The organism is Caldicellulosiruptor naganoensis, assembly GCF_026914285.1.
Taxonomy (GTDB): Bacteria; Bacillota; Thermoanaerobacteria; order Caldicellulosiruptorales; family Caldicellulosiruptoraceae; genus Caldicellulosiruptor; species Caldicellulosiruptor naganoensis.
In genome coordinates this window covers 1,417,422-1,439,720 of the sequence record NZ_CP113864.1, presented here as the reverse complement: position 1 = coordinate 1,439,720, position 22,299 = coordinate 1,417,422, and the positions used below count along the sequence as shown (strand labels likewise).

The 22,299-nt window shown below is 34.4% G+C and carries 23 protein-coding genes and 2 pseudogenes; 22 read left to right on the top strand and 3 right to left on the bottom strand.

The features are described from left to right. The 5 genes from OTJ99_RS07100 to speB all read left to right on the top strand — a co-directional run bounded on the left by OTJ99_RS07100 (position 1) and on the right by speB (position 4,250). The gene (locus OTJ99_RS07100; protein ID WP_045164706.1) at positions 1-948 is read left to right on the top strand and encodes a copper transporter; all 948 of its coding nucleotides are present in this window, start codon (positions 1-3) and stop codon (positions 946-948) included. A 41-nt stretch (positions 949-989) separates the two neighbouring features. Further along, complete coding sequence (locus tag OTJ99_RS07095; RefSeq protein ID WP_235374689.1) at positions 990-1,652, top strand: glycosyltransferase family 2 protein; 663 nt, start codon at positions 990-992, stop codon at positions 1,650-1,652. After that, positions 1,618-2,472 carry a hypothetical protein gene (locus OTJ99_RS07090; RefSeq protein WP_235374567.1) on the top strand — a complete coding sequence of 285 codons (855 nt, stop codon included), beginning with the start codon at positions 1,618-1,620 and terminating at the stop codon, positions 2,470-2,472. Before OTJ99_RS07095 ends, OTJ99_RS07090 begins: the two co-directional genes overlap by 35 nt. 84 nt (positions 2,473-2,556) lie before the next feature. Further along, positions 2,557-3,384, top strand: a complete 828-nt coding sequence (gene speE / locus OTJ99_RS07085; RefSeq protein WP_045165514.1) for a polyamine aminopropyltransferase — start codon at positions 2,557-2,559, stop codon at positions 3,382-3,384. A gap of 11 nt (positions 3,385-3,395) precedes the next feature. After that, positions 3,396-4,250 carry an agmatinase gene (gene speB, locus OTJ99_RS07080; protein WP_045164708.1) on the top strand — a complete coding sequence of 285 codons (855 nt, stop codon included), beginning with the start codon at positions 3,396-3,398 and terminating at the stop codon, positions 4,248-4,250. A 92-nt stretch (positions 4,251-4,342) separates the two neighbouring features. On the opposite strand, the pseudogene OTJ99_RS07075 reads toward speB, so the two are convergent. The 3 genes and pseudogenes from OTJ99_RS07075 to OTJ99_RS07065 form a co-directional block, all read right to left on the bottom strand. Then, positions 4,343-5,216, bottom strand: a pseudogene (locus OTJ99_RS07075) (IS481 family transposase); the annotation flags it as partial. Positions 5,217-5,305: 89 nt separating this feature from the next. After that, on the bottom strand, positions 5,306-7,009 hold the full coding sequence (locus tag OTJ99_RS07070) for an IS1634 family transposase (RefSeq protein WP_045164709.1): 1,704 nt from the start codon (positions 7,007-7,009) through the stop codon (positions 5,306-5,308). Positions 7,010-7,207: 198 nt separating this feature from the next. Continuing rightward, positions 7,208-7,609: pseudogene (locus OTJ99_RS07065) on the bottom strand (helix-turn-helix domain-containing protein); the annotation flags it as partial. 292 nt (positions 7,610-7,901) lie between these two features. Between OTJ99_RS07065 and OTJ99_RS07060 the strand changes: the two are divergent. From OTJ99_RS07060 to OTJ99_RS06980, 17 genes are all read left to right on the top strand, one after another. Next, positions 7,902-9,446: an acyl-CoA carboxylase subunit beta gene (locus OTJ99_RS07060; RefSeq protein WP_045164710.1), complete on the top strand. Its 1,545-nt coding sequence runs from the start codon at positions 7,902-7,904 to the stop codon at positions 9,444-9,446. Between the two features lie 36 nt (positions 9,447-9,482). After that, on the top strand, positions 9,483-9,674 hold the full coding sequence (locus OTJ99_RS07055) for a hypothetical protein (RefSeq protein WP_045164711.1): 192 nt from the start codon (positions 9,483-9,485) through the stop codon (positions 9,672-9,674). 8 nt (positions 9,675-9,682) lie between these two features. After that, positions 9,683-10,069 carry a biotin/lipoyl-containing protein gene (locus OTJ99_RS07050; RefSeq protein WP_045164712.1) on the top strand — a complete coding sequence of 129 codons (387 nt, stop codon included), beginning with the start codon at positions 9,683-9,685 and terminating at the stop codon, positions 10,067-10,069. 25 nt (positions 10,070-10,094) lie between these two features. Further along, positions 10,095-11,486, top strand: a complete 1,392-nt coding sequence (locus OTJ99_RS07045) for an oxaloacetate decarboxylase subunit alpha (protein ID WP_045165515.1) — start codon at positions 10,095-10,097, stop codon at positions 11,484-11,486. A gap of 130 nt (positions 11,487-11,616) precedes the next feature. Next, a complete protein-coding gene (locus OTJ99_RS07040; RefSeq protein WP_083943491.1) occupies positions 11,617-11,784 on the top strand; it encodes a DUF4264 family protein in 168 nt (55 codons plus the stop codon). A 14-nt stretch (positions 11,785-11,798) separates the two neighbouring features. Then, positions 11,799-12,662: a MurR/RpiR family transcriptional regulator gene (locus OTJ99_RS07035; protein ID WP_045164713.1), complete on the top strand. Its 864-nt coding sequence runs from the start codon at positions 11,799-11,801 to the stop codon at positions 12,660-12,662. A gap of 6 nt (positions 12,663-12,668) precedes the next feature. Beyond that, complete coding sequence (locus tag OTJ99_RS07030; protein ID WP_045164714.1) at positions 12,669-13,298, top strand: histidine phosphatase family protein; 630 nt, start codon at positions 12,669-12,671, stop codon at positions 13,296-13,298. A gap of 24 nt (positions 13,299-13,322) precedes the next feature. After that, entirely contained in the window at positions 13,323-13,742 is a 420-nt protein-coding gene (locus OTJ99_RS07025) for a HutP family protein (RefSeq protein WP_045164715.1), read from the top strand. A gap of 28 nt (positions 13,743-13,770) precedes the next feature. Further along, positions 13,771-14,124: a chorismate mutase gene (aroH, locus tag OTJ99_RS07020; protein WP_045164716.1), complete on the top strand. Its 354-nt coding sequence runs from the start codon at positions 13,771-13,773 to the stop codon at positions 14,122-14,124. Between the two features lie 15 nt (positions 14,125-14,139). Further along, complete coding sequence (gene cmk, locus OTJ99_RS07015; protein ID WP_045164717.1) at positions 14,140-14,820, top strand: (d)CMP kinase; 681 nt, start codon at positions 14,140-14,142, stop codon at positions 14,818-14,820. Continuing rightward, positions 14,810-15,415: a lysophospholipid acyltransferase family protein gene (locus tag OTJ99_RS07010; protein WP_045164718.1), complete on the top strand. Its 606-nt coding sequence runs from the start codon at positions 14,810-14,812 to the stop codon at positions 15,413-15,415. The genes cmk and OTJ99_RS07010 overlap by 11 nt, the downstream gene beginning before the upstream one ends. A gap of 1 nt (position 15,416) precedes the next feature. Next, on the top strand, positions 15,417-17,405 hold the full coding sequence (gene ispH, locus OTJ99_RS07005) for a 4-hydroxy-3-methylbut-2-enyl diphosphate reductase (RefSeq protein WP_045164719.1): 1,989 nt from the start codon (positions 15,417-15,419) through the stop codon (positions 17,403-17,405). A 28-nt stretch (positions 17,406-17,433) separates the two neighbouring features. Then, positions 17,434-17,880 carry a PRC-barrel domain-containing protein gene (locus OTJ99_RS07000; RefSeq protein WP_045164720.1) on the top strand — a complete coding sequence of 149 codons (447 nt, stop codon included), beginning with the start codon at positions 17,434-17,436 and terminating at the stop codon, positions 17,878-17,880. An 11-nt stretch (positions 17,881-17,891) separates the two neighbouring features. Further along, positions 17,892-18,053 carry a hypothetical protein gene (locus OTJ99_RS06995; protein WP_200889463.1) on the top strand — a complete coding sequence of 54 codons (162 nt, stop codon included), beginning with the start codon at positions 17,892-17,894 and terminating at the stop codon, positions 18,051-18,053. Positions 18,054-18,118: 65 nt separating this feature from the next. Beyond that, positions 18,119-19,174, top strand: a complete 1,056-nt coding sequence (locus OTJ99_RS06990; RefSeq protein ID WP_045164721.1) for an AI-2E family transporter — start codon at positions 18,119-18,121, stop codon at positions 19,172-19,174. A 104-nt stretch (positions 19,175-19,278) separates the two neighbouring features. Next, entirely contained in the window at positions 19,279-21,924 is a 2,646-nt protein-coding gene (alaS, locus tag OTJ99_RS06985; protein WP_045164722.1) for an alanine--tRNA ligase, read from the top strand. A 1-nt stretch (position 21,925) separates the two neighbouring features. After that, positions 21,926-22,270 (top strand): histidine triad nucleotide-binding protein, encoded by a 345-nt coding sequence (locus OTJ99_RS06980; RefSeq protein ID WP_045164723.1) that lies wholly within the window; start codon positions 21,926-21,928, stop codon positions 22,268-22,270. The last annotated feature ends 29 nt before the right edge of the window (positions 22,271-22,299 follow it).

Sequence of the window (22,299 nt, the reverse complement as noted above, 5' to 3'; positions counted from 1 at the left end):
ATGAACGGAATAGGAGTAAGATACTTTATAATAACTATTGCTTCTATATTTGTAACTTTAGGTGTGGGAATTATAATAGGCTTTTCGCTAAATAGCGAGAAGTTCGTTCAAAAACAGTTTCAACAGCAGCTAAATATAATCGACAAAAATCTGGTAGCTTTGAAGAGAGAAAATGACAGACTCTTAAAAGAGATTGATGAATACAAAAACCAGATTGTTCAGCAAGGCAAGATAAATAATGCGCTTGTAAATGCCTATCTTAAAATGGGAAAAATTGATTCATCTGTGACTATTGTAATTACTTCTACAGATTATTCGTACAACGATTTAATAGATTTTTTGAGAAAAAGCGGGGTTAAAATAAATAAAATTATAAGAATAAAAAGTTCATTTTTAAACATCGAAAGAGAGAATTCAGTTGATTATAGTGGATATAAATTTCCTGATAAAGCTATAGAAGGCATTGTCATATATTCTGTCTTTGATATAAAAAGCAATTTGGTAACAGATCTTATTGAAAAGAGATTTATAGAAGTGAATATACTTTCGTCAGGAATATCAGATACTATTATCTTAGCTGGTGGTAATACTCGTCAAGCTGACAACTTTGATAAACTTGACAGGAAGATAATTGAATCTTTCAATAACATAAACAATTTAAACGTGATAGGAGTCCAGCAATCGTATAGTGAAGTAAATTATTGTGAATATTACAAAAATATGGGGTTAAGTACAGTTGACAATGTTGACGAAATTAGTGGTAAAATATCTTTAATTGAGTTAATCAGAGGAAATAGCGGAAATTATGGCACTAAAAAAGAAGCAACTTCTATAATTCCTTCAAATTTTCTAAGTATTGAGGATGCTAAAAAAGCTTTAGAAAAAAGAAAGACAAGCTTACTTATTGAGTTTGAAAAATATCAAAATGCCACCTTGATATCACAATGAAGATTTTGATCTAAAAAAAGAGAGGAAGAAAAGTTTTGAAAGTGGCTGTGATAATTCCTGCTTATAATCCTCCTGTATCTTTCTACAACTTGATAGAAATTTTATCCGGTTTTTCTTTTATAGCCAGAATAATTGTAGTTGACGATGGTTCTAAGGAAAAAATAAGGCTTTCAAATGATAAGTGTATGTTATTAAGGCATTGTGAAAACAAAGGAAAAGGTGCGGCTTTGAAAACTGCGTTTGAGAGTTTGAAAAAAGAAAAATACGATACAGTAGTGCTATTAGACAGTGATTTAAGAGTCGATAAAAAGAGTATTGAAAAGTTCTTAAACAATATAACTCTGGACCGTGATGCTATTATTATAGGATATCCTATAAATGTTAAAAAAAGAGGCTTTGGAGTTGTAAAAGCTTTTGCCAAGTATGTTGTAAAATTTTATACTGGTAAAACAATAGAGCATCCTCTGAGTGGGCAAAGAATAATTCCGTTTTCTGCAATTGAAAAGATTGAAAATATTCCTAAGGGCTACGGTGTAGAGGTTTCAATGTTAATTGACTTTCTAAAAAGAGGTTATGAGATTATAGAAGTCCCATTTGACTTTACTCATGACGAGAAGGGGAAAAGTATTCAAGACCTTTTACATAAATTGCATCAGCTGAAGGACATATTTGCAGTTTTTATTTCTAAGAGATGGAGGTTGTAAAAAGATTTATATATTTCAGCTTCTTCTGTCAATGTTAATTGAGATTCTGTTACTGTGTATTTCAACCAAATATTTGAAAAAGAAAAACAAGCTACTCAAACAAAATTATAAAGGTAAAAAGATTCCATGTTGCATAGGCATTGTACTTGGAACTGTATTAGCCTTTTTCACTTTTTTAGAGTACGTCAATGTTAAAAAAACAAATTATTTAGTGGTTTTTCTGAGTTTTTTGTCAATCTCAATAGTAGGTTTTATTGATGATATATTTGGTGATGACAAAAGCAAAGGGTTCAGAGGACATTTCAAAAGGCTTTTGAAAGACAGTGAGGTTTCAACTGGACTTATAAAGATGACATTAATTCCTATTGTACTTTTGATTGGGAGTGTTTATATAACCCAGGATATTTTTAGATCTCTTTTATATACCGTTTTTGGGGCACTCTGTATTAACTTGTTTAATCTCTTTGATTTGCGACCAGGCAGGTGTATAAAAGCTCTATTTATCTTCTTGGCACTCCTTGGAATTTTTATCAGTTGGGTTCCTTTTTACATTTCGCTTTTAATTTTATTAATACCTGTTTTTATTGGTGATATTAAAGAGATATATATGCTGGGCGATGCAGGTTCAAATGTGATAGGCTATATATTTTTCTTAATCGTAAGCGACATTTATAGTGTGAATACTAACAGTGTTTTGGTTTGGGTGACTTTATTTATTGTAACGGCATTAAACTTTGCTTCTGAATATATATCATTTTCCCAAGTCATTGAAAAGAATAAAATGTTAAAATATATCGATGAACTTGGAAGAAAAAATTAATAACTTGAATTCTTGAAAAGGATATTGTAATATATTCACTGTTGTTTAAAGTTTAAAGTGAGGAGGTTAAAAAAATTGGCTGAGATGGAATTGTGGTTTATTGAGCAACAAACTCCAGATTTAGGGTTTACATGCAAAATAACAAAGACTATTTACACAGCCAAAACGAAATATCAAGATCTGGCGATACTTGAAACAAAGCAATTTGGCAAGATGCTTGTCTTGGACGGAGCTGTCCAGACAACAATTGCTGATGAATTTTGTTATCATGAACTGATAGCTCATGTTCCTCTATTTACTCATCCCAATCCCAAAAAGGTTGCGGTTATTGGTGGTGGAGACGGCGGAGTTATAAGAGAAATATTAAAGCATGAAGAGGTAGAAAAAGCATATTTGGTAGAGATTGATGAAGAAGTAATTGAAGCAAGTAAAAAATATCTTCCTGAGATAAGCTGTGCACTTGATGACAAGAGAGCAGAGGTTATAATCACAGATGGAATAAAATTTGTATCAGAAAATAAAAATATGTTTGATGTTATAATAGTTGACTCAACCGACCCTGTTGGTCCAGCTGTGGGATTATTTGAGAGCAACTTTTACCAAGCAGTGTATGAATGCCTCAAAGAGGATGGACTTTTCGTTGCGCAAACAGAGTCTCCTTTTTATGATCAAGATTTAATAAGAAACGTATTTCACTCAATAAAATCAATCTTTCCAATAGCAAGGCTATATCTTGGTTTTATTCCAACATATCCGAGCGGACTTTGGAGTTTTACAATGGGTTCTAAAAAATACGACCCGCTTGAGGTAGATATTTCAAAGATCAAGAAAATCGACACAAAGTATTATAATCCTGAGCTTCACAAAGCACTTTTTGCGCTACCTACGTTTGTTCAAAAAATCATTGAGTAGAGGGGAAATGGATGAACTTTAAGCTGTATAAGAACTCTTTCCTGTGCTCATCTGAAGATTATCTGAACAGTAAAGTTGTACTTGCTGGAATACCTTTGGACTTTACAGTAAGTTTCAAACCTGGTTCACGTTTTGGACCGAGCAAAATAAGAGAAGTATCAAGTGGACTTGAAGAATATTCAGTATATCAGAACAAAAACCTCTTTAATAAAGTTTTTTGCGATATGGGAGATTTAGAACTCCCTTTTGGAAATGTAGATAAGTGCATCGACATAATATTCGAGTTTGGTAAAAAAGTATTTCAAGATGATAAAATTCCTATTTTCTTGGGTGGGGAGCATCTTATAAGTTTTCCTCTCATAAAAGCAGCAAAGGAGATGTATGATGAACTTGTTGTTTTACACTTTGACGCTCATGCTGATATGAGAGACGACTATATGGGCGAGAAACTTTCTCATGCAACAGTTATGAGAAGGGCTGGTGAAGTAATCGAGTTTAAAAATCTATACCAATTTGGTATAAGATCTGGTTCAGAAGATGAAATTTTGTTTGCAAAAGAAAACAGCAATATATTTTTCATTTACGAAATGGAAAAGCTCTTTGAAGTTCTTCCGAAACTACAAAACAAAAAAATATATTTATCAATTGACATTGACGTTGTTGACCCGGCATTTGCACCTGGCACCGGAACCCCTGAACCAGGAGGACTTACCTCTTCTCAGTTTTTGGAAATAATCTTAAAAATGAAGGACCTTGATATTATAGGTGCAGATATTGTAGAAGTTTCTCCTTATTATGATATTTCAGATAGAACATCTCTTCTTGCAGCAAAGATTGTACGAGAACTTATTCTTTTACTTGGCTAAAGATAAAAAGGTTGTATAGAAAAGAAGAAGGGTGTGACTAAGTCCTACTTTCTGGAAACAATGAAGGTCTTAGTCACACCCTTTTTGCGTTTTTACACAGAAAGGCACTTGGTGAAGACATATTTACCACCTAATTTATTACAGAACAGAGAATAGAAAGTACCTACTTTCTTCAGAATGTCCTCAAGAAGTAACGTAGGAAACTGAAAAACGTGGGAGGAGGCCAAAGATTTCGAATTTATGAACTTTTCAAATGGTGTCCTCCCATTCATTCCTTTACAATTATGAGGTCTAAAAAAGTTCCACGTATCCTGCCACCTTTGAGCTCTCTGAACAAATTCTTCTTTGTTTTTACATCTCTCAGCATGAATCTATTGCCAAATATTCGTCATCTGCTCGATGTGAATTTTCAATTACCCCCATAAGATGTTTTGCTCTTGGTGGAATAGGATTTAGTTCTACTCCTAAAATAGAAAACATCTTATTCCACTCCTTTAGCTTTCTTTCACTTCCTCCGCAAAATTCTTCTCCATTGTCCAATCGGGTTTTTATTGGATTTCTTACATTATGTGTTCTTAACCATAAAGCAACCAAAGATACAAACATGAAGCCAAAAGCAGATGAAATTTCATAGGAGTAAGCTGTAAATCTTGCTCTTGTTGCAATATCTATCATGTTCCACTCATAGCAAGGTAAATTGTGTTTTTTCATATGTTCGTATACTTCTTCAGGAAGGCTGTCTTTGTCTAAAAGATGCTTTGTATCAAGTTGAAACTCAGAAAATGGAATGAGAGCTTCATAATCATATAAACTTCTTTCACCCTTTTTTGTCTTTCTTGTTTTTCCCAGGTAACAGCATTTCTTTTAAGAACTGACTTTATTGTGTTTTCGCTTATTTTAATGCCATATTTTCTGAAAAGATAAAGAGACAAACGTCTGTATTCTCACGCCAGTTCTTTCAGATTCCTAAATAATCTTGACTTTGTCAGTTTGAAGCTCAAAAAGCTTGGGAGGACTGGGATTGACAAAATATGGACCTCAATTTTGTCACTACATCATTTGCTAATACCAATAAATTCTAAGCCTTCCTCATATGTCATGAAGTTTTTTGGACCCTTTATCTTTATTACATTCAGTATATCTCCAGCTCCTCCCTCAATTCTTTGCTTTATCAAATATTTCTTCCCTTTTATCTCTATTTCAAAAAAGTTCATTGAATATATTGCTTCCATTATCCTTTCACTACTTATTCCTTTACCTTTTCTCCTCAAAATATATTCCAATGTCCTTTGCAGTAAAAATGCCAAAAAACATATCACAAAATGTCCTTTTATTCTGCTTTCTGTAAAGTGATATATCGGTCGCACTTCTAAACAGCTTTTCATTACTCTGAATGACTGTTCTATCTTCCATAAATCGTGATATGCTCCTAAAACCTCTTCTACATCCATATCCTTTTTGCTCGTTTGAATTGCATAATAACCGTCAAATTTCTCATCTCGTTTTATCGCTTCCTCATCCAATACATATTCTTCTGATTTTGATTTCTTCTTCAAATATTTCCTTGCACCTTTCTTTTCTAAGGCTGTTATGCTTCCTTTGTTCTCTAAAAGCTCTTTGGCTTTTCTTACCAATCTCTCTCTGTCTTCTTTGTCTTTCTTGGCTCTCTTGCTTGAATACGTTATTATCAAATTCTCTTCTATTTTGAACTCTTTACCCTCTTCATCCTTGACAATATTTGTTCTTTCCAATACCTTATATTTGAATTCATCACCATAAATTTCTTCAGCATTCAAACATCTTTTGCCATCAAGTCTTTTATATCCTTCTTCATTAAAAACTTCATCTAAAATTTCTTTACTTGCATTCTTTAATCTGCTTGCTACTATATAGTCGTACCCAGCTTCTTTTATCATCTTTAAATTTATTCTGCTGTTAAGCCCTTTGTCTGCTACTATTATTATCTTATCTATACTAAATTTTTCCTTCAGCTTCCTCAGTATCTTTACCATCGTCTTGCTATCTATCGTATTACCAGGAAAAAGTTCATACCCTATCGGTCTGCCTTCTTTGTCCACCAAAAGCCCTAATACAACTTGCACTTCATTTACCTTGTTGTCTTTGCTAAACCCAAAATTTTTAAGTTCATCCGCTCTACAACTCTCAAAGTATATTGTCGTCACATCATAAAACACTACATCAACTACCATCTTAAATAAGTCTTTATTTCTCTGATACAGGTATGTCTCTAAATCTTCTTTTACACTGTCAAGAAAATCTAAACACCTGTACAATTGATTCAAATCTATATCCTCTTCAAATCCAAAATATTTGCTTCTCTGATGATAAGTTCTTAGTTTGCTCATTGGCTCTATCAATCTCTGTATGGTCATTAAAAAACTTACTTTGTCTACATCAAATTTTATCTTTCTCTCTTTTGCTGCTTTCCCTTTTAAAAACTTATCAATTTCAAGCTCCTGCCATAACTTTCTGTATACAATGTATCCCCAGTTTTTTACAACTGCATCCGAAATATCTTCTTCAGATTCAATAGTAACAGCTTTTGCATTCTCAGTAGTTGTTTCAGCGACAATATCAGATAGTTTTTTTACAATGTTTTTAAAAGCGGGGTCATCTTTGAGAATATCAAGTCTACCAAAGTTAAATAGTACTCTTTGCTTTACTTTACCATTTTCACGGTAATTTTCGACTAACCTAACATACTGATAACCGCCAGCATTAGTAATTTTGACAAACATATGGCAACTCCTTGAAGATAGTTTGTTATATTGTACCACAAAATATTTAAAAAGTCAAGCAAATTCAGTATATATTAAGCTAAAATTTGTCCCTACATTTTTTAAAATTTTTTATTTTTCTCTTCTTGAAACCCGCATAAATTAAGACTTTGTTATTTTTTGTTAGCTCAAAAACACCTCTTAACTGACAAAGTCAAGATAATCATATAAACTTCTTTCACCCTTTTTTGTCTTTCTTGTTTTTCCCAGGTAACAGCATTTCTTTTAAGAACTGACTTTATTGTGTTTTCGCTTATTTTAATGCCATATTTTCTGAAAAGATAAAGAGACAAACGTCTGTATTCTCACGCCAGTTCTTTCAGATTCCTAAATAATGAGATTTTCAAGTTCAGTAGAAAGTTTTCTGGGGCAAGTTTTAGGTTTTCTTGATTTATCCTCAGGAGGACCGTAAATTGCTCTTCTTATAGTAGCTCTTGATACACCTAATATTTTAGCAGTTTTTGATACGTTTTTGTTATTTGCCTCAAACACTTTCCGGACTAATTCTCTTGCTTTTTCGGGAGATATTTTTCTTATTTCGTGATATGGTATAATATTCATAGTAGGCTGCCCTTCCATCCTGGTAGTTTTTGAATGTTTCTTTTGAATGGGAGATTACATTTTTTAATTATATTCATGTCAGGATGGAGGCAGCCTCAATTCTTTTTATAACCTTCTCCTTAGTATTTTTGCACATTCTTTTGCTGTGGTAAATATCTTTACACCTATTCGAGTTTTTACACAGAAATTTCTTGCTAAAACCCTTTTTATGTTATAAAATAGAAATTAGCATAATATATTAATACCAGATATTAATACTACATGATAAACTATTTTTAAGGAGGATTTTTTCATGACCGACAAGCTAAAGGAACTCAAGCAAAGGCGCGAAAGGATATTAAAACTTGGAGGAGAAGATAAGGTAAAAAAACAACATGAAAGCAGAAAACTTACTTGCAGAGAACGAATCGAATATCTGCTTGATGAAGGTAGTTTTAATGAAATTGATATGTTTGTTGAACATAGATGCCAAGATTTTGATATGAAAGACACATATGTACCCTCAGATGGGGTTGTGACAGGATATGGTACAATAAACGGCAGAAAGGTTTTTGTATATGCCCAGGATTTTACGTCCGTAGGTGGTTCGCTTGGAGAAATGCATGCCAAAAAGATATGCAAAGTGCTGGATTTGGCTATGAAGTATGGCTGCCCTGTAATTGGCATTAACGACTCTGGTGGTGCGAGAATTCAGGAAGGAGTAGATGCTCTGGCCGGGTATGGAGAGATATTTTTCAGAAATACTATGGCATCTGGTGTAATCCCACAAATTGCAGCCATAATGGGACCTTGTGCCGGCGGTGCTGTATATTCTCCAGCAATAATGGACTTTATTTTTATGGTTGACAAGACAAGCCAGATGTTTGTCACAGGGCCTCAGGTAATAAAAGCAGTGACAGGTGAGGAGATATCCTTAGAAGAGCTTGGGGGGGCTTTGACTCACAATTCAAAAAGCGGTGTTGCACATTTTATAGCAGAAGATGAACACACCTTGCTTGATATGATTAAGTATCTATTGTCATTCTTGCCCTCAAATAACATGGATGATCCACCATATGTGATGTCTTCGGATTCAGGAAAAAGAGTAATACCAGAACTTGAGAGTGTTATTCCTGATGAACCAAATAAGGCATATGACGTAAAAGACATTATATACAGGGTTGTAGATAATGAAGAGTTTTTAGAGGTTCTACCTTACTTTGCTCAAAACGCAGTTGTGGGATTTGGTAGGATAGGTGGTTTTAGCGTTGGAATTGTTGCAAACCAGCCAAAGGTAAATGCTGGTGTTTTAGATTATGACTCATCAGACAAGATAGCAAGATTTGTTAGATTCTGTGATGCATTTAACATTCCAATTGTGACATTTACAGATGTACCTGGTTTTTTACCAGGTGTTAACCAAGAGCACAATGGAATAATTCGTCATGGAGCAAAGATTTTATACGCCTACTCAGAAGCAACAGTTCCCAAAATTAACGTTATTTTGCGAAAGGCATATGGTGGGGCTTATATAGCAATGAGCAGCAAACATATCGGTGCAGATTTTGTATTTGCGTGGCCAACAGCAGAAATAGCAGTAATGGGGCCTGATGGTGCTGCAAATATTATCTTCAGAAAAGAGATTCAAGCTTCTTCAAATCCTGAGGAGGAGAGACGAAAACGAATTTTAGAGTATACCCAGAAATTTGCGAATCCTTACGTTGCTGCTGCAAGGGGATATGTAGATGATGTGATTGAGCCAAAGTTTACACGAAATAAGATTATTGAAGCTTTGAATATATCAGCCACAAAAAGAGAGTCAAGACCGCCTAAAAAGCATGGAAATATACCACTTTAAAACCTTGATTGAATATGTGAAAAGAGGTGTTATTATATGTACATTTCCACAAACAGTATAACAGCCATTACAAAAGAAGAACTTGCAAGTATTTGTGCATGTCTTGCTATAGTATTAGAGGATTGTAACTTTAAAATTACCAATGTGACAAAACAGCAAAACAAATGGAAAAAGATTTCGAGACAGATGATGATTGAACAGAGACAATTATTTTTTAGATGGAGGTAAAAGTGCGAATGAGAAAATTCAAGGTTAAAATAAACGACCAGGAGTTTTTAGTTGAAGTGGAAGAGGTTACATCTTCTCCAAAAAATACATTTACACCCCCAAAAACAAAGTTTGAAATAGAAAAAACTGTTGCACAGACAAAGAAGGAACCTTCGATAGAAACATCTATTTCTTCATCAAACAAAAATGCTGTGTATGCCCAGCTTCCCGGTACAATAGTGAGAATTCTCAAAAGTGAAGGTGAAATGGTCTCTCTTAAAGACCCTATTTTAGTGCTTGAGGCTATGAAGATGGAAAATGAGGTATTTCCACTTGCTGAAGGCAAAATAAAAAAGATATATGTCAAAGAGGGGCAGAAGGTTTCAAAAGGTGATTTGCTATTTGAGATTGAATAAATTTTTTCGGAGGGTTTACAAAGCTATGGGAATCAAAATAACAGAGACAATTTTAAGAGATGCTCACCAGTCGCTAATTGCGACCAGAATGACAACAGAGCAGATGCTAAATATTGCACCAGTACTTGATCAAATTGGATATTACTCAATTGAGTGTTGGGGCGGTGCTACATTTGATGCATGTTTGAGATTTTTCAATGAAGACCCGTGGGAGAGATTGAAAAGATTAAAACAAGCTTTTAAAAAGACAAGGTTGCAAATGCTTTTGCGTGGTCAGAACCTTGTAGGGTACAGGCATTATCCTGATGATGTTGTAGTTGAATTTGTTAAAAAGGCTATTTACTATGGAATTGATATTATTAGAATATTTGATGCTCTTAACGACCTCAGAAACATCGAAGTAGCTTTAAAAACAACAAAAAGTGAAGGTGCCCATGCTCAAGTTGCAATTTCATACACAATATCACCCTATCATACAATAGAAAATTACGTAAAGCTTGCGAAGGAGATAGAAGCTTTGGGTGCAGATTCGCTTTGTATTAAGGATATGGCAGGTCTTCTTTCACCATTTGACGCTTATAACCTTGTAAAAGCCTTAAAAGAAGAGCTTTCTATCCCAGTGCATCTTCACACACATTACACAACAGGATTTGGCTCTATGACATACTTAAAAGCAATTGAAGCAGGGGTTGACGGTATTGATACAGCCCTTTCTCCCCTTGCACTTGGAACATCTCAGCCGCCAACTGAATCTATTGTATATGCTCTCTCCGGTACAAGTTTTGACCCTAAGCTTGACTTAAAGAAGATAAATGAGGCAAGTGAGTATTTTAAAGCACTTCGCGAAGAGTATTTGAAAAAGGGACTTCTTGACCCCAAAGTGCTGACTGTAGATATTAATGCTTTGCATTATCAGATTCCGGGTGGAATGCTTTCTAATCTCATATCTCAGCTAAAGGAACAAGGGCAGGAAGACAAGCTTGATGAAGTTTTGAAAGAAGTGCCGCGTGTCAGGGAAGATTTTGGTTTCCCTCCTCTTGTTACACCTACAAGCCAGATTGTTGGAACTCAAGCAGTCTTAAATGTCATAGCTGGTGAGAGATACAAACTTGTGACAAAAGAAACAAAGGCGTATTTTAAAGGCGAGTATGGACGGCCTCCTGCTGAGGTAAATCAAGAGGTAAAGAAAAAGATCCTCGGCGATGAGAAGGAAATTGAAACAAGGCCAGCCGACCTGCTTTTGCCTGAGCTTGAGAGCAGTAGAGAAAAAATAAAAGAGTATATCGAAAATGACACAGATGTTGTGACATACTGTCTTTTTCCACAGCTTGCCGAAAATTATTTTAAGTTAAGAGCTGCAAAGAAGTACAAAATTGATGTTGGGCTTGTACAAGAAAACAAGGTGTATCCAGTGTAGAGGAAAGTACCTTCTGTGTTGTGCTTTCCTCTTCTTTTTTAATAAAATTTCTTATAACCAAGTGTACTGTTGTGATATAATTAATAACACAGAGTAAAAACAAATTTAAGAAAGAAGGGCTAAAACCAAGATGGAAAATGAAAAACTCGAATTGATATCATCAATGGAATTTGAAGAAGATGTACCGCTTTATAAGATAATAGATTTTATGAATAAGAGCCTTAAAGACAAAAACATCATTGTGGGCCTTTCAAAAAATAATAATAATAAAATCATAATTAGTATCTACCAAACATAAGGAGAAATGAAAAGATGAGTGGCGATTTAGAAGCAAGAATTATTGAGCTCATGCCAGAGTTTAGCAAGGGGCAAAAAAAGATTGCCCAGTTTATTCTGGAGCATGGTGAAAAGGCTGCGTATATGACAGCACTTGCCCTTGGCAACTCTGTTGGTGTGAGTGAATCTACTGTTGTCAGATTTGCGGAAAGGCTTGGTTTTGAGGGATATCCTGAATTCCAAAAAGCCTTGCAGGAACTCATGAAGAGTAAACTTACATCAGTGCAGAGGATAGAGCTTTCTGCAAGCAGAATTAATGAGAATGAGGTTTTAAAAAGTGTACTTCTTTCTGATATGGACAAGATTGAGCAGACACTCGAGCAGATTGATGAACAAACATTTAATAAGGTTGTCGATGAGATAGTTAATGCAAAAAGAATATACATCATTGGAATTAGAAGCTCGGCTGCCCTTGCAGACTTTTTGGGTTTTTATTTAAATATGATTTTGGACAATGTCAAGGTAATAACAACAAGTGGTATAAGTGATATATTTGAGCAGGTTTTCAGGATTACATGTGAGGATTTAATCATAGGCATTAGTTTTCCAAGGTATTCTAAGCGTACTTTAAAAGTTTTGCAGTATGCGAAAAAACAGAATGCAAAAATTGTATCGCTTACGGACAGCAAAATCTCTCCACTTTGTAAATACAGCGACTATGTTTTGATATGCAGAAGTGATATGGTTTCTTTTGCCGACTCATTGGTTGCACCTTTGAGTGTAATCAACGCGTTGATTGTTGCAACAGGACTTAGAAAAAAGGATGAGGTTGCAAAGACACTTGAAAAATTAGAAGAGATTTGGGATGAGTTTCAGGTTTATGAGAAAGAAAATAGGTGATGTAGCTTGAAAAGATTCTATCTTGTAAGACATGGCGAAACTGACTGGAACAAGTATAATAAAGTCCAAGGTTCTATTGACACAGATTTAAATGAGACAGGTATTGAGCAGGCAAAAAAAATTGCTGAGCGGTTGAAGGACGAGAAGATTGATATTATATTTTCAAGCACATTAAAAAGAGCTTATTTAACAGCATATGAGATTAAAAGTTTTCACCCTGAGATACCACTAAAGCTAACAGACAAATTAAATGAGATAAACTTCGGTGAGTGGGAAGGTTTGAGTTTTGAGGAACTTGAAAAAAGGTATTCAGAAACTTATAAATTATGGAAGGAATCTCCTGATAAAACCACTTTTCCTGGTGAAGGTAGCTTATATAATGTCATGGAGAGAATAAAGAGTTTTTTTGAAGAGATCTTGAATGAGTCGTATAGCAACGTTGTCATAGTTACACACGGTGGTATAATTAAACTTGCCATTATTTATCTTTTAGAATTGCCACTTGACTTTTATAAAAAATGCTGGATTGGCAATGCAAGTCTTAGCATTGTAGATATAAAAGAAAAAAGCCGAATGCTCAGTCTTTTAAATGATATGTCACATTTGCAATCAATTCAAAGACGCCCAATAATATAAATTTTCATAAGCGGGGTAGAAGGTATGGATAAGAAAGAGTTTGGTAGCAAAGATGTTTCAAGAGCTGCTATCTTGATAGCATTGAGTCAAGGCAGGCAGGAAGAAAAGAATATTCAAGATGATTTTAGTAAGATTGGAATAAGGTGTGCTGCTGTTGATTTTGGTGGAGAGTTTATCACATCGGTGATGAAGATAATTGAAAGAGCAGTTGTTGCGGCAAAAAGGGAAGGGGTAATAAATGAAGTACATCAAGAAGAGGGTGCAGTAGCTGGTGCAACAAGAGAAGCAATTTCTCAGATTATGCAAAAGGCGATAGGATTAAACGTAGGCGGTAAGATTGGTATTGCAAGATACAATGAACATGTTGCAGTTGCCATCTTTTTTGGGATAGGACTTTTACATCTCAATGAGGTAGCAATTGGACTGGGTCACAGGGTTATATAAAAAAGCTTTTTAGCAGGGGGAGAAGAGCTTGGTTTATGCAATCAGAGGGGCAACTACAGTTGGAATAGATACAAGGGACGAGATAATTATCTCAACCCAAGAACTTTTAAATGAAATTATTGCGAAAAATCAGCTTAAAAAGGAGGAAATTGTTTTTATTTTGTTTACTATGACAAAGGATTTGAAGTCAGCGTTTCCGGCATACGCAGCAAGGCTAATGGGCTTTACAGATGTGCCTTTGATATGTGCTCAAGAACTTGACATTGAAGGTGCGCTTGAAAAGTGCATAAGAGTACTTATGCTTATCCAGAAGGATTCAACTTTCACCCCAAAGCACGTTTATTTGAAAGATGCTAAGTCTTTGAGAGAAGATTTAACCTAACAGAGGGGGAAATAGATGAAGAAAATAAATATTGCGATTGATGGCCCTGCTGGGGCGGGTAAAAGCACAATTTCAAAGCTTTTGGCTAAAAGACTCGGTTATATCCACATCGACACTGGTGCAATGTATAGAGCAATTGGACTGAAGGTTTTAAGCCAGAATATAAAATCCGACGATGTCGATAAAATACTTGAGATTTTAAACAACACGGAGATTGAAGTTAAACTTATTAATGGGAATCAGCTTGTGTTTTTAGACGGAGAAGATGTTACTGATAAAATAAGAGAGCCAAATGTTTCAATGTATGCATCAGATGTATCTAAAATAAAAGAGGTAAGGCAGCGGCTTGTTAAAATCCAGCAAGAGTTAGCAAAACAAAAAGGTGTGATAATGGACGGCAGAGACATTGGTACTCATGTTTTGCCTGATGCTGAACTAAAGATATTCTTGACAGCAACACCTGAGGAAAGAGCAAAGAGAAGGTTTTTGGAGCTTAAAGAAAAAGGTTATGAGGTTGATTATTACGAACTTCTTGATGAGATAAAACAAAGAGACCTCAACGATATGACCAGAGAGTTTGCACCTTTAAGAGTTGCTGAAGATGCTGTTGTAATAGATTCTACCAATCTTACAATAGAAGAGGTTTTGGAAAAAGTGCTAGAGCTTTTTTATAAGGTGATAAGAAATGAAGTATAACTTCTTTATGAATGTTATACGAAAATTAGCATATCTTATTTTAAAATGTGTCTTTTTGATAAAAGTAGAAGGTAAAGAGAACATTCCGAAAGCACCATACATTATCTGCGCAAATCACAGAAGTTATCTTGATCCAGTATTAATTATTTTGATATTTGACGAGCGTGTTTATTTCATGGCAAAGAGCGAACTTTTTAGAATATGGTGGCTTTCGCCTATTATAAGGGCATTTGGTGCTTTTCCTGTAAGAAGAGGCAAGAGCGATATTAGCGCAATCAAAAAGGCAATAGAAGTCATAAGGAGCAATAACATCTTGGGAATATTTCCTGAAGGCAAGAGAAATAGAACAAATGAGATAGTTTTAAAAGGAGAAAAGGGAGTTGCTACAATTATAAAAGCAACTGGAGCAAAGGTTTTACCTGTTGCTATCTGTGGTAAAATCAGACCTTTATGTGGAATTACGGTTAGAATTGGAAAGCCTCTTGAGTTTAAGAATAAAGATGAGGATAATCAGAAGATAGTTGATACAATCATGCAAAGCATCAAAGATCTCATCCTAAACACAAACAAAATAAAAAAGGAGAAGAGGAATTAAGATGATTATTAAGGTTGCAAAAAGTGCAGGTTTTTGTTTTGGTGTCGAAAGAGCAGTGAATGGGGTTATTGCTTGGGCTAAAGCAAATAAAGACAAGAATGTAAAAGTTTACGGAATGCTTATACACAATAGCTATGTTATTGAAAGATTGAAAGAACTGAATATCAAGGTAATTGAAGACATAAATGAAGTAGGAAAAGATGATATTGTGTTCATTCGTTCACATGGAGTTTCGACAGACGAATTTTCTGAGATTGAAAAAAGAGCATCTAAGGTCTATGATTTTACTTGTCCGTATGTGAAAAAGATCCATGAAATTGTGAGAGAATGGTCGGTAAATGGCAATGACGTGATAGTTGTTGGAGATATTAACCACCCGGAAGTAAAAGGTACAATAGGTCATGTTGAAAAAGGAAGAAAATGCATAGTTATTGATAGTGTAGAAAAAGCAAAGGATGCTATAACCCAATTAGGGTCAAAAGCCATTGTTGTGTGCCAGACAACTTTTGACAATGCAAAGTGGCAGGAGATAAAAGACTACATCGAGAATAATACAGATTACAGAGTGTTTGATACAATCTGCAAAGCTACCATAAACAGACAGCAAGAGGCAAAAGTTCTTGCGCATGAGGTAGACGTCATGCTTGTCATAGGTGATAGAAAAAGTTCTAATACCAATAAACTCTATGAGGCTATAAAAGAAATCAAACCAACCTACTTCATAGAAACTCTTAAAGATTTGGAGGGTATTGACTTTAGCAAAGTAAGGACAATCGGAATAACAGCTGGTGCTTCTACTTCACAAGAGCAAATAGATGAAGTAGTGCATGCGCTTGAAAGAAAATTTAATGAAGTTGATATTTATGATTTTGAAAAACTACTTGATAAAAGTTTTAAAGATATTAAAAAAGGTGAAATAGTAAAAGGTAAGATAGTAAAAGTTGAAGAAGATTATGTTCTTGTGGATATTGGATATAAAGCAGAGGGTATAATCTACAAAAATGAGATTTTCAAGAATGCTAATGCAAACTTAAAAGAGATATTTAAAGAAAATGAGATGATTGAAGCAGTAGTTGTCAAAGAGTCTGATGAGGAAGGAAATGTTGTACTATCAAAACTCAAAGCTGACAATATTCACGGTTTTGAAGAGCTATTGTCAAAGTTTGAAAGTAAAATACCTGTCAAGATTGTTGTGAAACAGATCAGAGAAAAGAATATTGTAGGTGAATTTAGAGGAATTAACGTATTTGTTCCAATTTCGCAATGGGCAGAGGAGGTTTCTTCTTCTATCGTTGGTAAGGTCTTTGAAGTTGAAATTGTAAATATTGATAGTGAAAAAAAGATAGCTTTTGGCAGTAGAAGAGCCCTGCTGCGACAGGCTCAAGAACAAAGACTTGTAGAGGCTTTAGAGAATCTTGATTTTAATAAAGACTATGAGGGATTTGTGGCCGAAATAAGAGAAAAGGGTATAATTGTCGACTTTGAAGGTTTGCGAGGTTTTGTACCACTAAGTGAAATAAGTTATTCAAAGAGGGCAGAGGACATCAAAAAAATATTTAAGATAGGAGAACGAGTAAAAGTAAGAGTAATTGATGTAGACAAGCAAAAGAAGCAAATTTTTTTGAGTATAAAAAAGACTCAAGAAGATGAATGGATAAAGAAAGTAAAGGATTTATACTTGGGTATGCTTGTAGATGTAGAAATTACAAAAGTTCTTCCTTTTGGGCTTGTTGTGTTGATATCGGACTGCGGTCTTGACGGTTTTGTGCATATATCGAATATTCCGCTTGGTTACAACCAGCGGCTGCATAAATTATACAAAGTTGGAGATAAAACAAAGGCAAAGATAGTTGAAATTGATGAACAAAGACGGAGAATAGGCCTTTCTTTGAAAGATCTCCATGAAGAAGAAGAGCAGATACCTCAGTACAAAGAGAATTTTGTTATAACTATTGCTGATATGGTGAAAAATATTAAATTAGAGGGCTAGAGTTTAAGAAAAGAAAGAGTAAAGTAACATGCAGATTTCATTTAAAGATATAAAAGATAAAACTGCTATTTTGGTTGATGGTAAGAATCTGGGTATTATTTATGATATGTTTTTTTCAGATGAGAAAGTTGAAGGGTTTCAGATACAGAAAAATGTGATATTTGGAATATGTACTAATATTTTTGTTTTGACAAAGGATATTGAGTCGATAAATCACGATCTTTTAATTGCTACAAAGTTAGTTTCCTGCATTAATATGACTTCTTTTGTGAAAGCACAAGAAATTCTCTCAAATAAGGTCATCACAAAGGATGGTTTTCTTATGGGAACAGTAAATGATATATTGTTTGATTCTATAAATTTTAAGATAACCGGTTATGAGATATCGCCGAGCATATGGAGCTATATTAGAAAGAGGAAAATAATATTGAGTCCAGAGGAAATAATATTAAAAGAGAATAAAATATTAAGCTGAGGTGTTCATCTTTGAAATTAGTTTCTGCAAAACATGTAGTTACTGGCAGTATAGTTGGTGCATTAATTGGTATACTACTGAGCAAGTCTTCTTCAAAAAGCGTGAAAAATAGACTTTTCAAAAAAATGATTGCAAAAAGACTTATTTCAATGATTAACAAGCTTTTAGGATAAGGGAGGGTTCTTCCCTCCTTTTTTATAAAATGGGCTAAGAATTTTTTTAGTTTGAGGTGTTGTAATTGATAATAGGAAAATTTTTAAAAAAACATTTTTTAGACATTGTATTTCTTATTTTTATTGGGTTTGTCATTTATTTTTTTGTTAATATCAAAACATTTTGGCCTATTTTGCTTCCATTCATAATAGCGCTCTTTTTATCATACCTATTAAAGCCGATGGTTGACTTTTTAGAGACAAAGATTAAATCACGTGATATCTCAATTTTACTTTCATTTATATTGGCTTTTAGCATAGCTATTTTGATATTTGTATACTTTATTCCACTATTTATTACAGAAATGAGGCAGCTTATACAAAACATCCCGGAATATATAAATCTATTTAACAAATGGTTCAAAGAGATAGATTCAAAGCTTTCTAATAAAGTAAACATCGACTTGGAAGAAATTTTAAGATCAAATTCAATAAATGTTGAGGCTATATCAAAACAAGTACTTACTACTTTTCTAAATATTCTCAAAAGCATTTATTCCAATATTCTTTATTATCTCTTAATACCAATTATTTCATTTTACATTCTAAAAGACTGGACTAAGATTGTAAAATGGATTAAATGGGTATTACCTGAGAAATACAGAAAAGAAGGTATTTCTATTTTCAATGATATCAACAAAGTTCTTCATCAATACATAAGAGCCCAGCTTTTGGATGCTATAATAGTTGGAATCTTGAGCTTTTTGGGATTTTCAATATTGTCAGTTAGATATGCAGCACTACTAGGTATAATCGCTGGAATTGGTAATCTTATACCTTATTTTGGACCCATATTTGCAAGTATTCCAGCTATTGTGATAGCACTTTCGGACTCTTATATAAAAGCTATACTTGTAATAGTATTTTTGGTTGTGCTGCAGCAGGTAGACAGTTTTCTCATCTCACCAAGGATAATCGGCTCAAGATTAGGATTGCATCCACTGACAATTATAATTGTACTGATAATATCAAATAAATTATTTGGTTTTATTTCCATGTTTTTCGCAATACCCTTAGCTGCTGTGATAAAGATAGTTTTTATAAATATTCTCAGAAGAGTCCATCCAGAAGATAAGAAATAAATTTTGTTGACTTTGTTTTTTGGCTTTAATAAAATTTTGATTGTATTGAAAAATTATAAAACTCAAAACAATTTTAAAATTCTAAGTGGAAAGGCTGATTGAAGATGTATATGAGCACAGATGAGATAAGAGAGAAGTTTCTTCAATTTTTTGAATCTAAGGGACATTTGAGATTGCCGAGTTTTTCTTTAATTCCCAGAAATGATAAAAGCCTACTTTTAATAAATGCTGGTATGGCACCTCTAAAACCTTATTTTTTAGGTATTGAAGAACCGCCAAGAAGAAGAATAACTACATGTCAAAAATGCATAAGAACTCCTGATATTGATAGAGTAGGAAAGACGGCAAGACATGCTACTTTCTTTGAGATGCTTGGTAACTTTTCGTTTGGAGATTACTTTAAGAAAGAGGCGATTACATGGGCTTGGGAGTTTGTGACAGAGGTTTTAAAGCTCCCTAAGGAGAGGCTTTGGGTGACAATATACGAAGAGGACGAGGAGGCATTTGAAATTTGGCACAAAGAAGTGGGCCTTGAAGAGGACAGAATTAAGAGAATGGGCAAAGAACATAACTTCTGGGAGATAGGAACAGGCCCATGTGGTCCTTGTTCAGAGATATATTTTGACAGGGGCGAGGACAAGGGTTGCGGCAAACCTACATGTGGAATTGGATGTGATTGTGATAGATATGTTGAATTTTGGAACTTAGTATTTACTCAGTTTGACAAGGACGAAAATGGTATATATCACAGACTAAAAAACCCAAATATTGATACTGGAATGGGTCTTGAAAGAATTGCTGCAATCATGCAAGGTGTAGATTCTTTATTTGATATTGATATAGTAAAGCCTATTTGCGATAAGATATGTGAAATAACTGGTTATGAGTATGGCAAAGACAGTGAAAAAGATGTTTCAATTAGAGTTATTACAGACCACATTCGTGGTACTGTTTTTATGATAGGTGATGGGATTTTACCATCAAATGAGGGAAGAGGTTATGTTTTAAGAAGGCTTATAAGAAGAGCAGCCCGACATGGAAGGATGCTTGGCAGAAAAGAAGCATTTTTGCATTTAATTGTTGATACAGTTATAGAGTCATATAAAAATCCATACCCTGAACTTGTTCAGAAAGGTGAGTATATTAAAAGAGTACTCTATAATGAAGAGAGCAGATTCAACCAGACAATTGATGTCGGACTTGAGCTCCTTGAAAATGAGATTGACAGTCTTAAAAAGAATAAAGAAAACGTCCTAAAAGGTGAGATTGCTTTTAAACTGTACGACACATACGGTTTTCCGCTTGATTTAACAAAAGAAATAGCTGCAGAAAAAGGAATAATTGTTGACCAAGAAGGTTTTGATAAACTTATGCAGCAGCAGAAAGAAAGAGCACGCATGGCACAAAAGGAACTTGAAAATATTGGTTGGAAGGATATCAATATAACAATTGAAGATGAGATTGAAACAGTCTTTGTTGGATATGAAACTTTAGAAACAGAAAGCAGGATATTAAAAATGTTCTCAAATGATGAGGAAGTTGCATATGCAAAAGAGGGAGATATCTGCTACATTATTTTGGACAAGACACCATTTTACGCAGAAAGTGGTGGACAAGTAGCAGACAAAGGTGTATTAGAAACTAAAAGCGGTGTTGCAGAAGTTCTGGATGTCAAAAAAGGTCCAAAAGGGACAATCCTTCACAAAGCAAAGATAACACAAGGTGAAATTGCAGTTGATGAGATTGTTGCTGCGAAAGTTGACAAGGATTTGAGACTTGCCACAATGAAAAATCACACAGCGACCCATCTTTTGCACAGCAGCTTACGCAAAGTACTTGGAGAACATGCAACACAAAGTGGTTCGCTTGTTGAACCAGAAAGACTCAGATTTGACTTTGCTCACTATGAGGCACTGAGTGAAGAACAAATAGCCGAAATTGAGAAAATGGTAAACGGTATTATCCAGCAAGCTATTCCTGTAGAAAAGATTGAAACTGACTTGGATTCGGCAATAAAGATGGGAGCCACAGCACTGTTCGATGAAAAGTATTCTAATATAGTCAGGGTTATAAAAATAGGCGATTTTAGCATGGAGCTTTGTGGTGGAACACACGTTGACAATACGGGCCAGATAGGAATGTTTAAAATAATTTCAGAATCGAGCATTGCAGCGGGTGTTAGAAGAATTGAGGCTATAACAGGTAACAAAGTATATGAATTTATGGTAAATAACCAAAAAATACTGAAGGAAATAAAAAGCAAACTCAAGGCTGCTAATGATTCTGAAATTATTGCTAAAATTGACCAGTTAGAAAGCAAAGTAGGTGATCTTGAAAAAGAATTAGAAAGGTACAAACTGCTACTTATTGACAATGAACTTGAACTTCTTTACAAGAGTGCTTTACAAGTTGGAGAATTTAAATTGATTATTAATAGAAAAGACACCCAAGATACAGATTATATAAAACTTTTGACCGATAGAGTTAGAGAAAAAGACTCAAAAGCGATAGTTTTGAATGTCATAAAACAAGACAATAAAGCCATAGTACTGATGGCATGTTCCAAAGAGGCAGTAAAAAAAGGAATTGACTGTGGTAGGATAGTAAGAGAAGTGTGTAGTGTTCTTGGTGGCAAAGGTGGTGGTAGACCTGATTTTGCACAGGGTGGTTCAAACAATGTTGAAAATTTAGAGTCAGCAGTTCAAAAGGCTGTTGAGCTTGTAAAAAGTGCTATTGAAGGAGGAGTGTAAGATGAATGATTGCATCTTTTGTAAGATTGTGGAAAAACAAATTTCTTCTGAGATTGTATATGAAGATAAATATGTTTGTGCTTTTAAAGATATAAATCCAACTGCTCCTGTCCATATTTTGGTTGTACCTAAGCAGCATATTGAAAGTTTGAAAGAGGTTGAGGAAAGTCACAAAGAGTTGATAGGTCATGTATTTGTTGTTGCAAAGATACTTGCTGACAAATTTGGAATAAAAGAAAAAGGATTTAGAGTGGTTGTTAACTGTGGAGAAGATGGTGGACAGACAGTAAATCACCTACATTTTCACTTGCTTGGAGGCCGTAAATTCTCTTGGCCAGCTGGCTAATTTTTAAATCTTTTTATCTTTGAAGGAGA

Excerpts from the sequence above, each read along its gene's own strand:
- OTJ99_RS07055 (WP_045164711.1), top strand. The coding sequence starts at position 9,483 with ATGTACATTTCCACAAACAGTATAACAGCCATTACAAAAGAAGAACTT.
- speB (WP_045164708.1), top strand. The coding sequence starts at position 3,396 with ATGAACTTTAAGCTGTATAAGAACTCTTTCCTGTGCTCATCTGAAGAT.
- OTJ99_RS07060 (WP_045164710.1), top strand. The coding sequence starts at position 7,902 with ATGACCGACAAGCTAAAGGAACTCAAGCAAAGGCGCGAAAGGATATTA.
- OTJ99_RS07100 (WP_045164706.1), top strand. The coding sequence starts at position 1 with ATGAACGGAATAGGAGTAAGATACTTTATAATAACTATTGCTTCTATA.
- OTJ99_RS07040 (WP_083943491.1), top strand. The coding sequence starts at position 11,617 with ATGGAAAATGAAAAACTCGAATTGATATCATCAATGGAATTTGAAGAA.
- OTJ99_RS07025 (WP_045164715.1), top strand. The coding sequence starts at position 13,323 with ATGGATAAGAAAGAGTTTGGTAGCAAAGATGTTTCAAGAGCTGCTATC.
- OTJ99_RS07000 (WP_045164720.1), top strand. The coding sequence starts at position 17,434 with ATGCAGATTTCATTTAAAGATATAAAAGATAAAACTGCTATTTTGGTT.
- ispH (WP_045164719.1), top strand. The coding sequence starts at position 15,417 with ATGATTATTAAGGTTGCAAAAAGTGCAGGTTTTTGTTTTGGTGTCGAA.
- OTJ99_RS07010 (WP_045164718.1), top strand. The coding sequence starts at position 14,810 with ATGAAGTATAACTTCTTTATGAATGTTATACGAAAATTAGCATATCTT.
- cmk (WP_045164717.1), top strand. The coding sequence starts at position 14,140 with ATGAAGAAAATAAATATTGCGATTGATGGCCCTGCTGGGGCGGGTAAA.
- OTJ99_RS07070 (WP_045164709.1), bottom strand. The coding sequence starts at position 7,009 with ATGTTTGTCAAAATTACTAATGCTGGCGGTTATCAGTATGTTAGGTTA.
- OTJ99_RS07050 (WP_045164712.1), top strand. The coding sequence starts at position 9,683 with ATGAGAAAATTCAAGGTTAAAATAAACGACCAGGAGTTTTTAGTTGAA.
- speE (WP_045165514.1), top strand. The coding sequence starts at position 2,557 with ATGGAATTGTGGTTTATTGAGCAACAAACTCCAGATTTAGGGTTTACA.
- OTJ99_RS06980 (WP_045164723.1), top strand. The coding sequence starts at position 21,926 with ATGAATGATTGCATCTTTTGTAAGATTGTGGAAAAACAAATTTCTTCT.
- OTJ99_RS07035 (WP_045164713.1), top strand. The coding sequence starts at position 11,799 with ATGAGTGGCGATTTAGAAGCAAGAATTATTGAGCTCATGCCAGAGTTT.
- alaS (WP_045164722.1), top strand. The coding sequence starts at position 19,279 with ATGTATATGAGCACAGATGAGATAAGAGAGAAGTTTCTTCAATTTTTT.
- OTJ99_RS07045 (WP_045165515.1), top strand. The coding sequence starts at position 10,095 with ATGGGAATCAAAATAACAGAGACAATTTTAAGAGATGCTCACCAGTCG.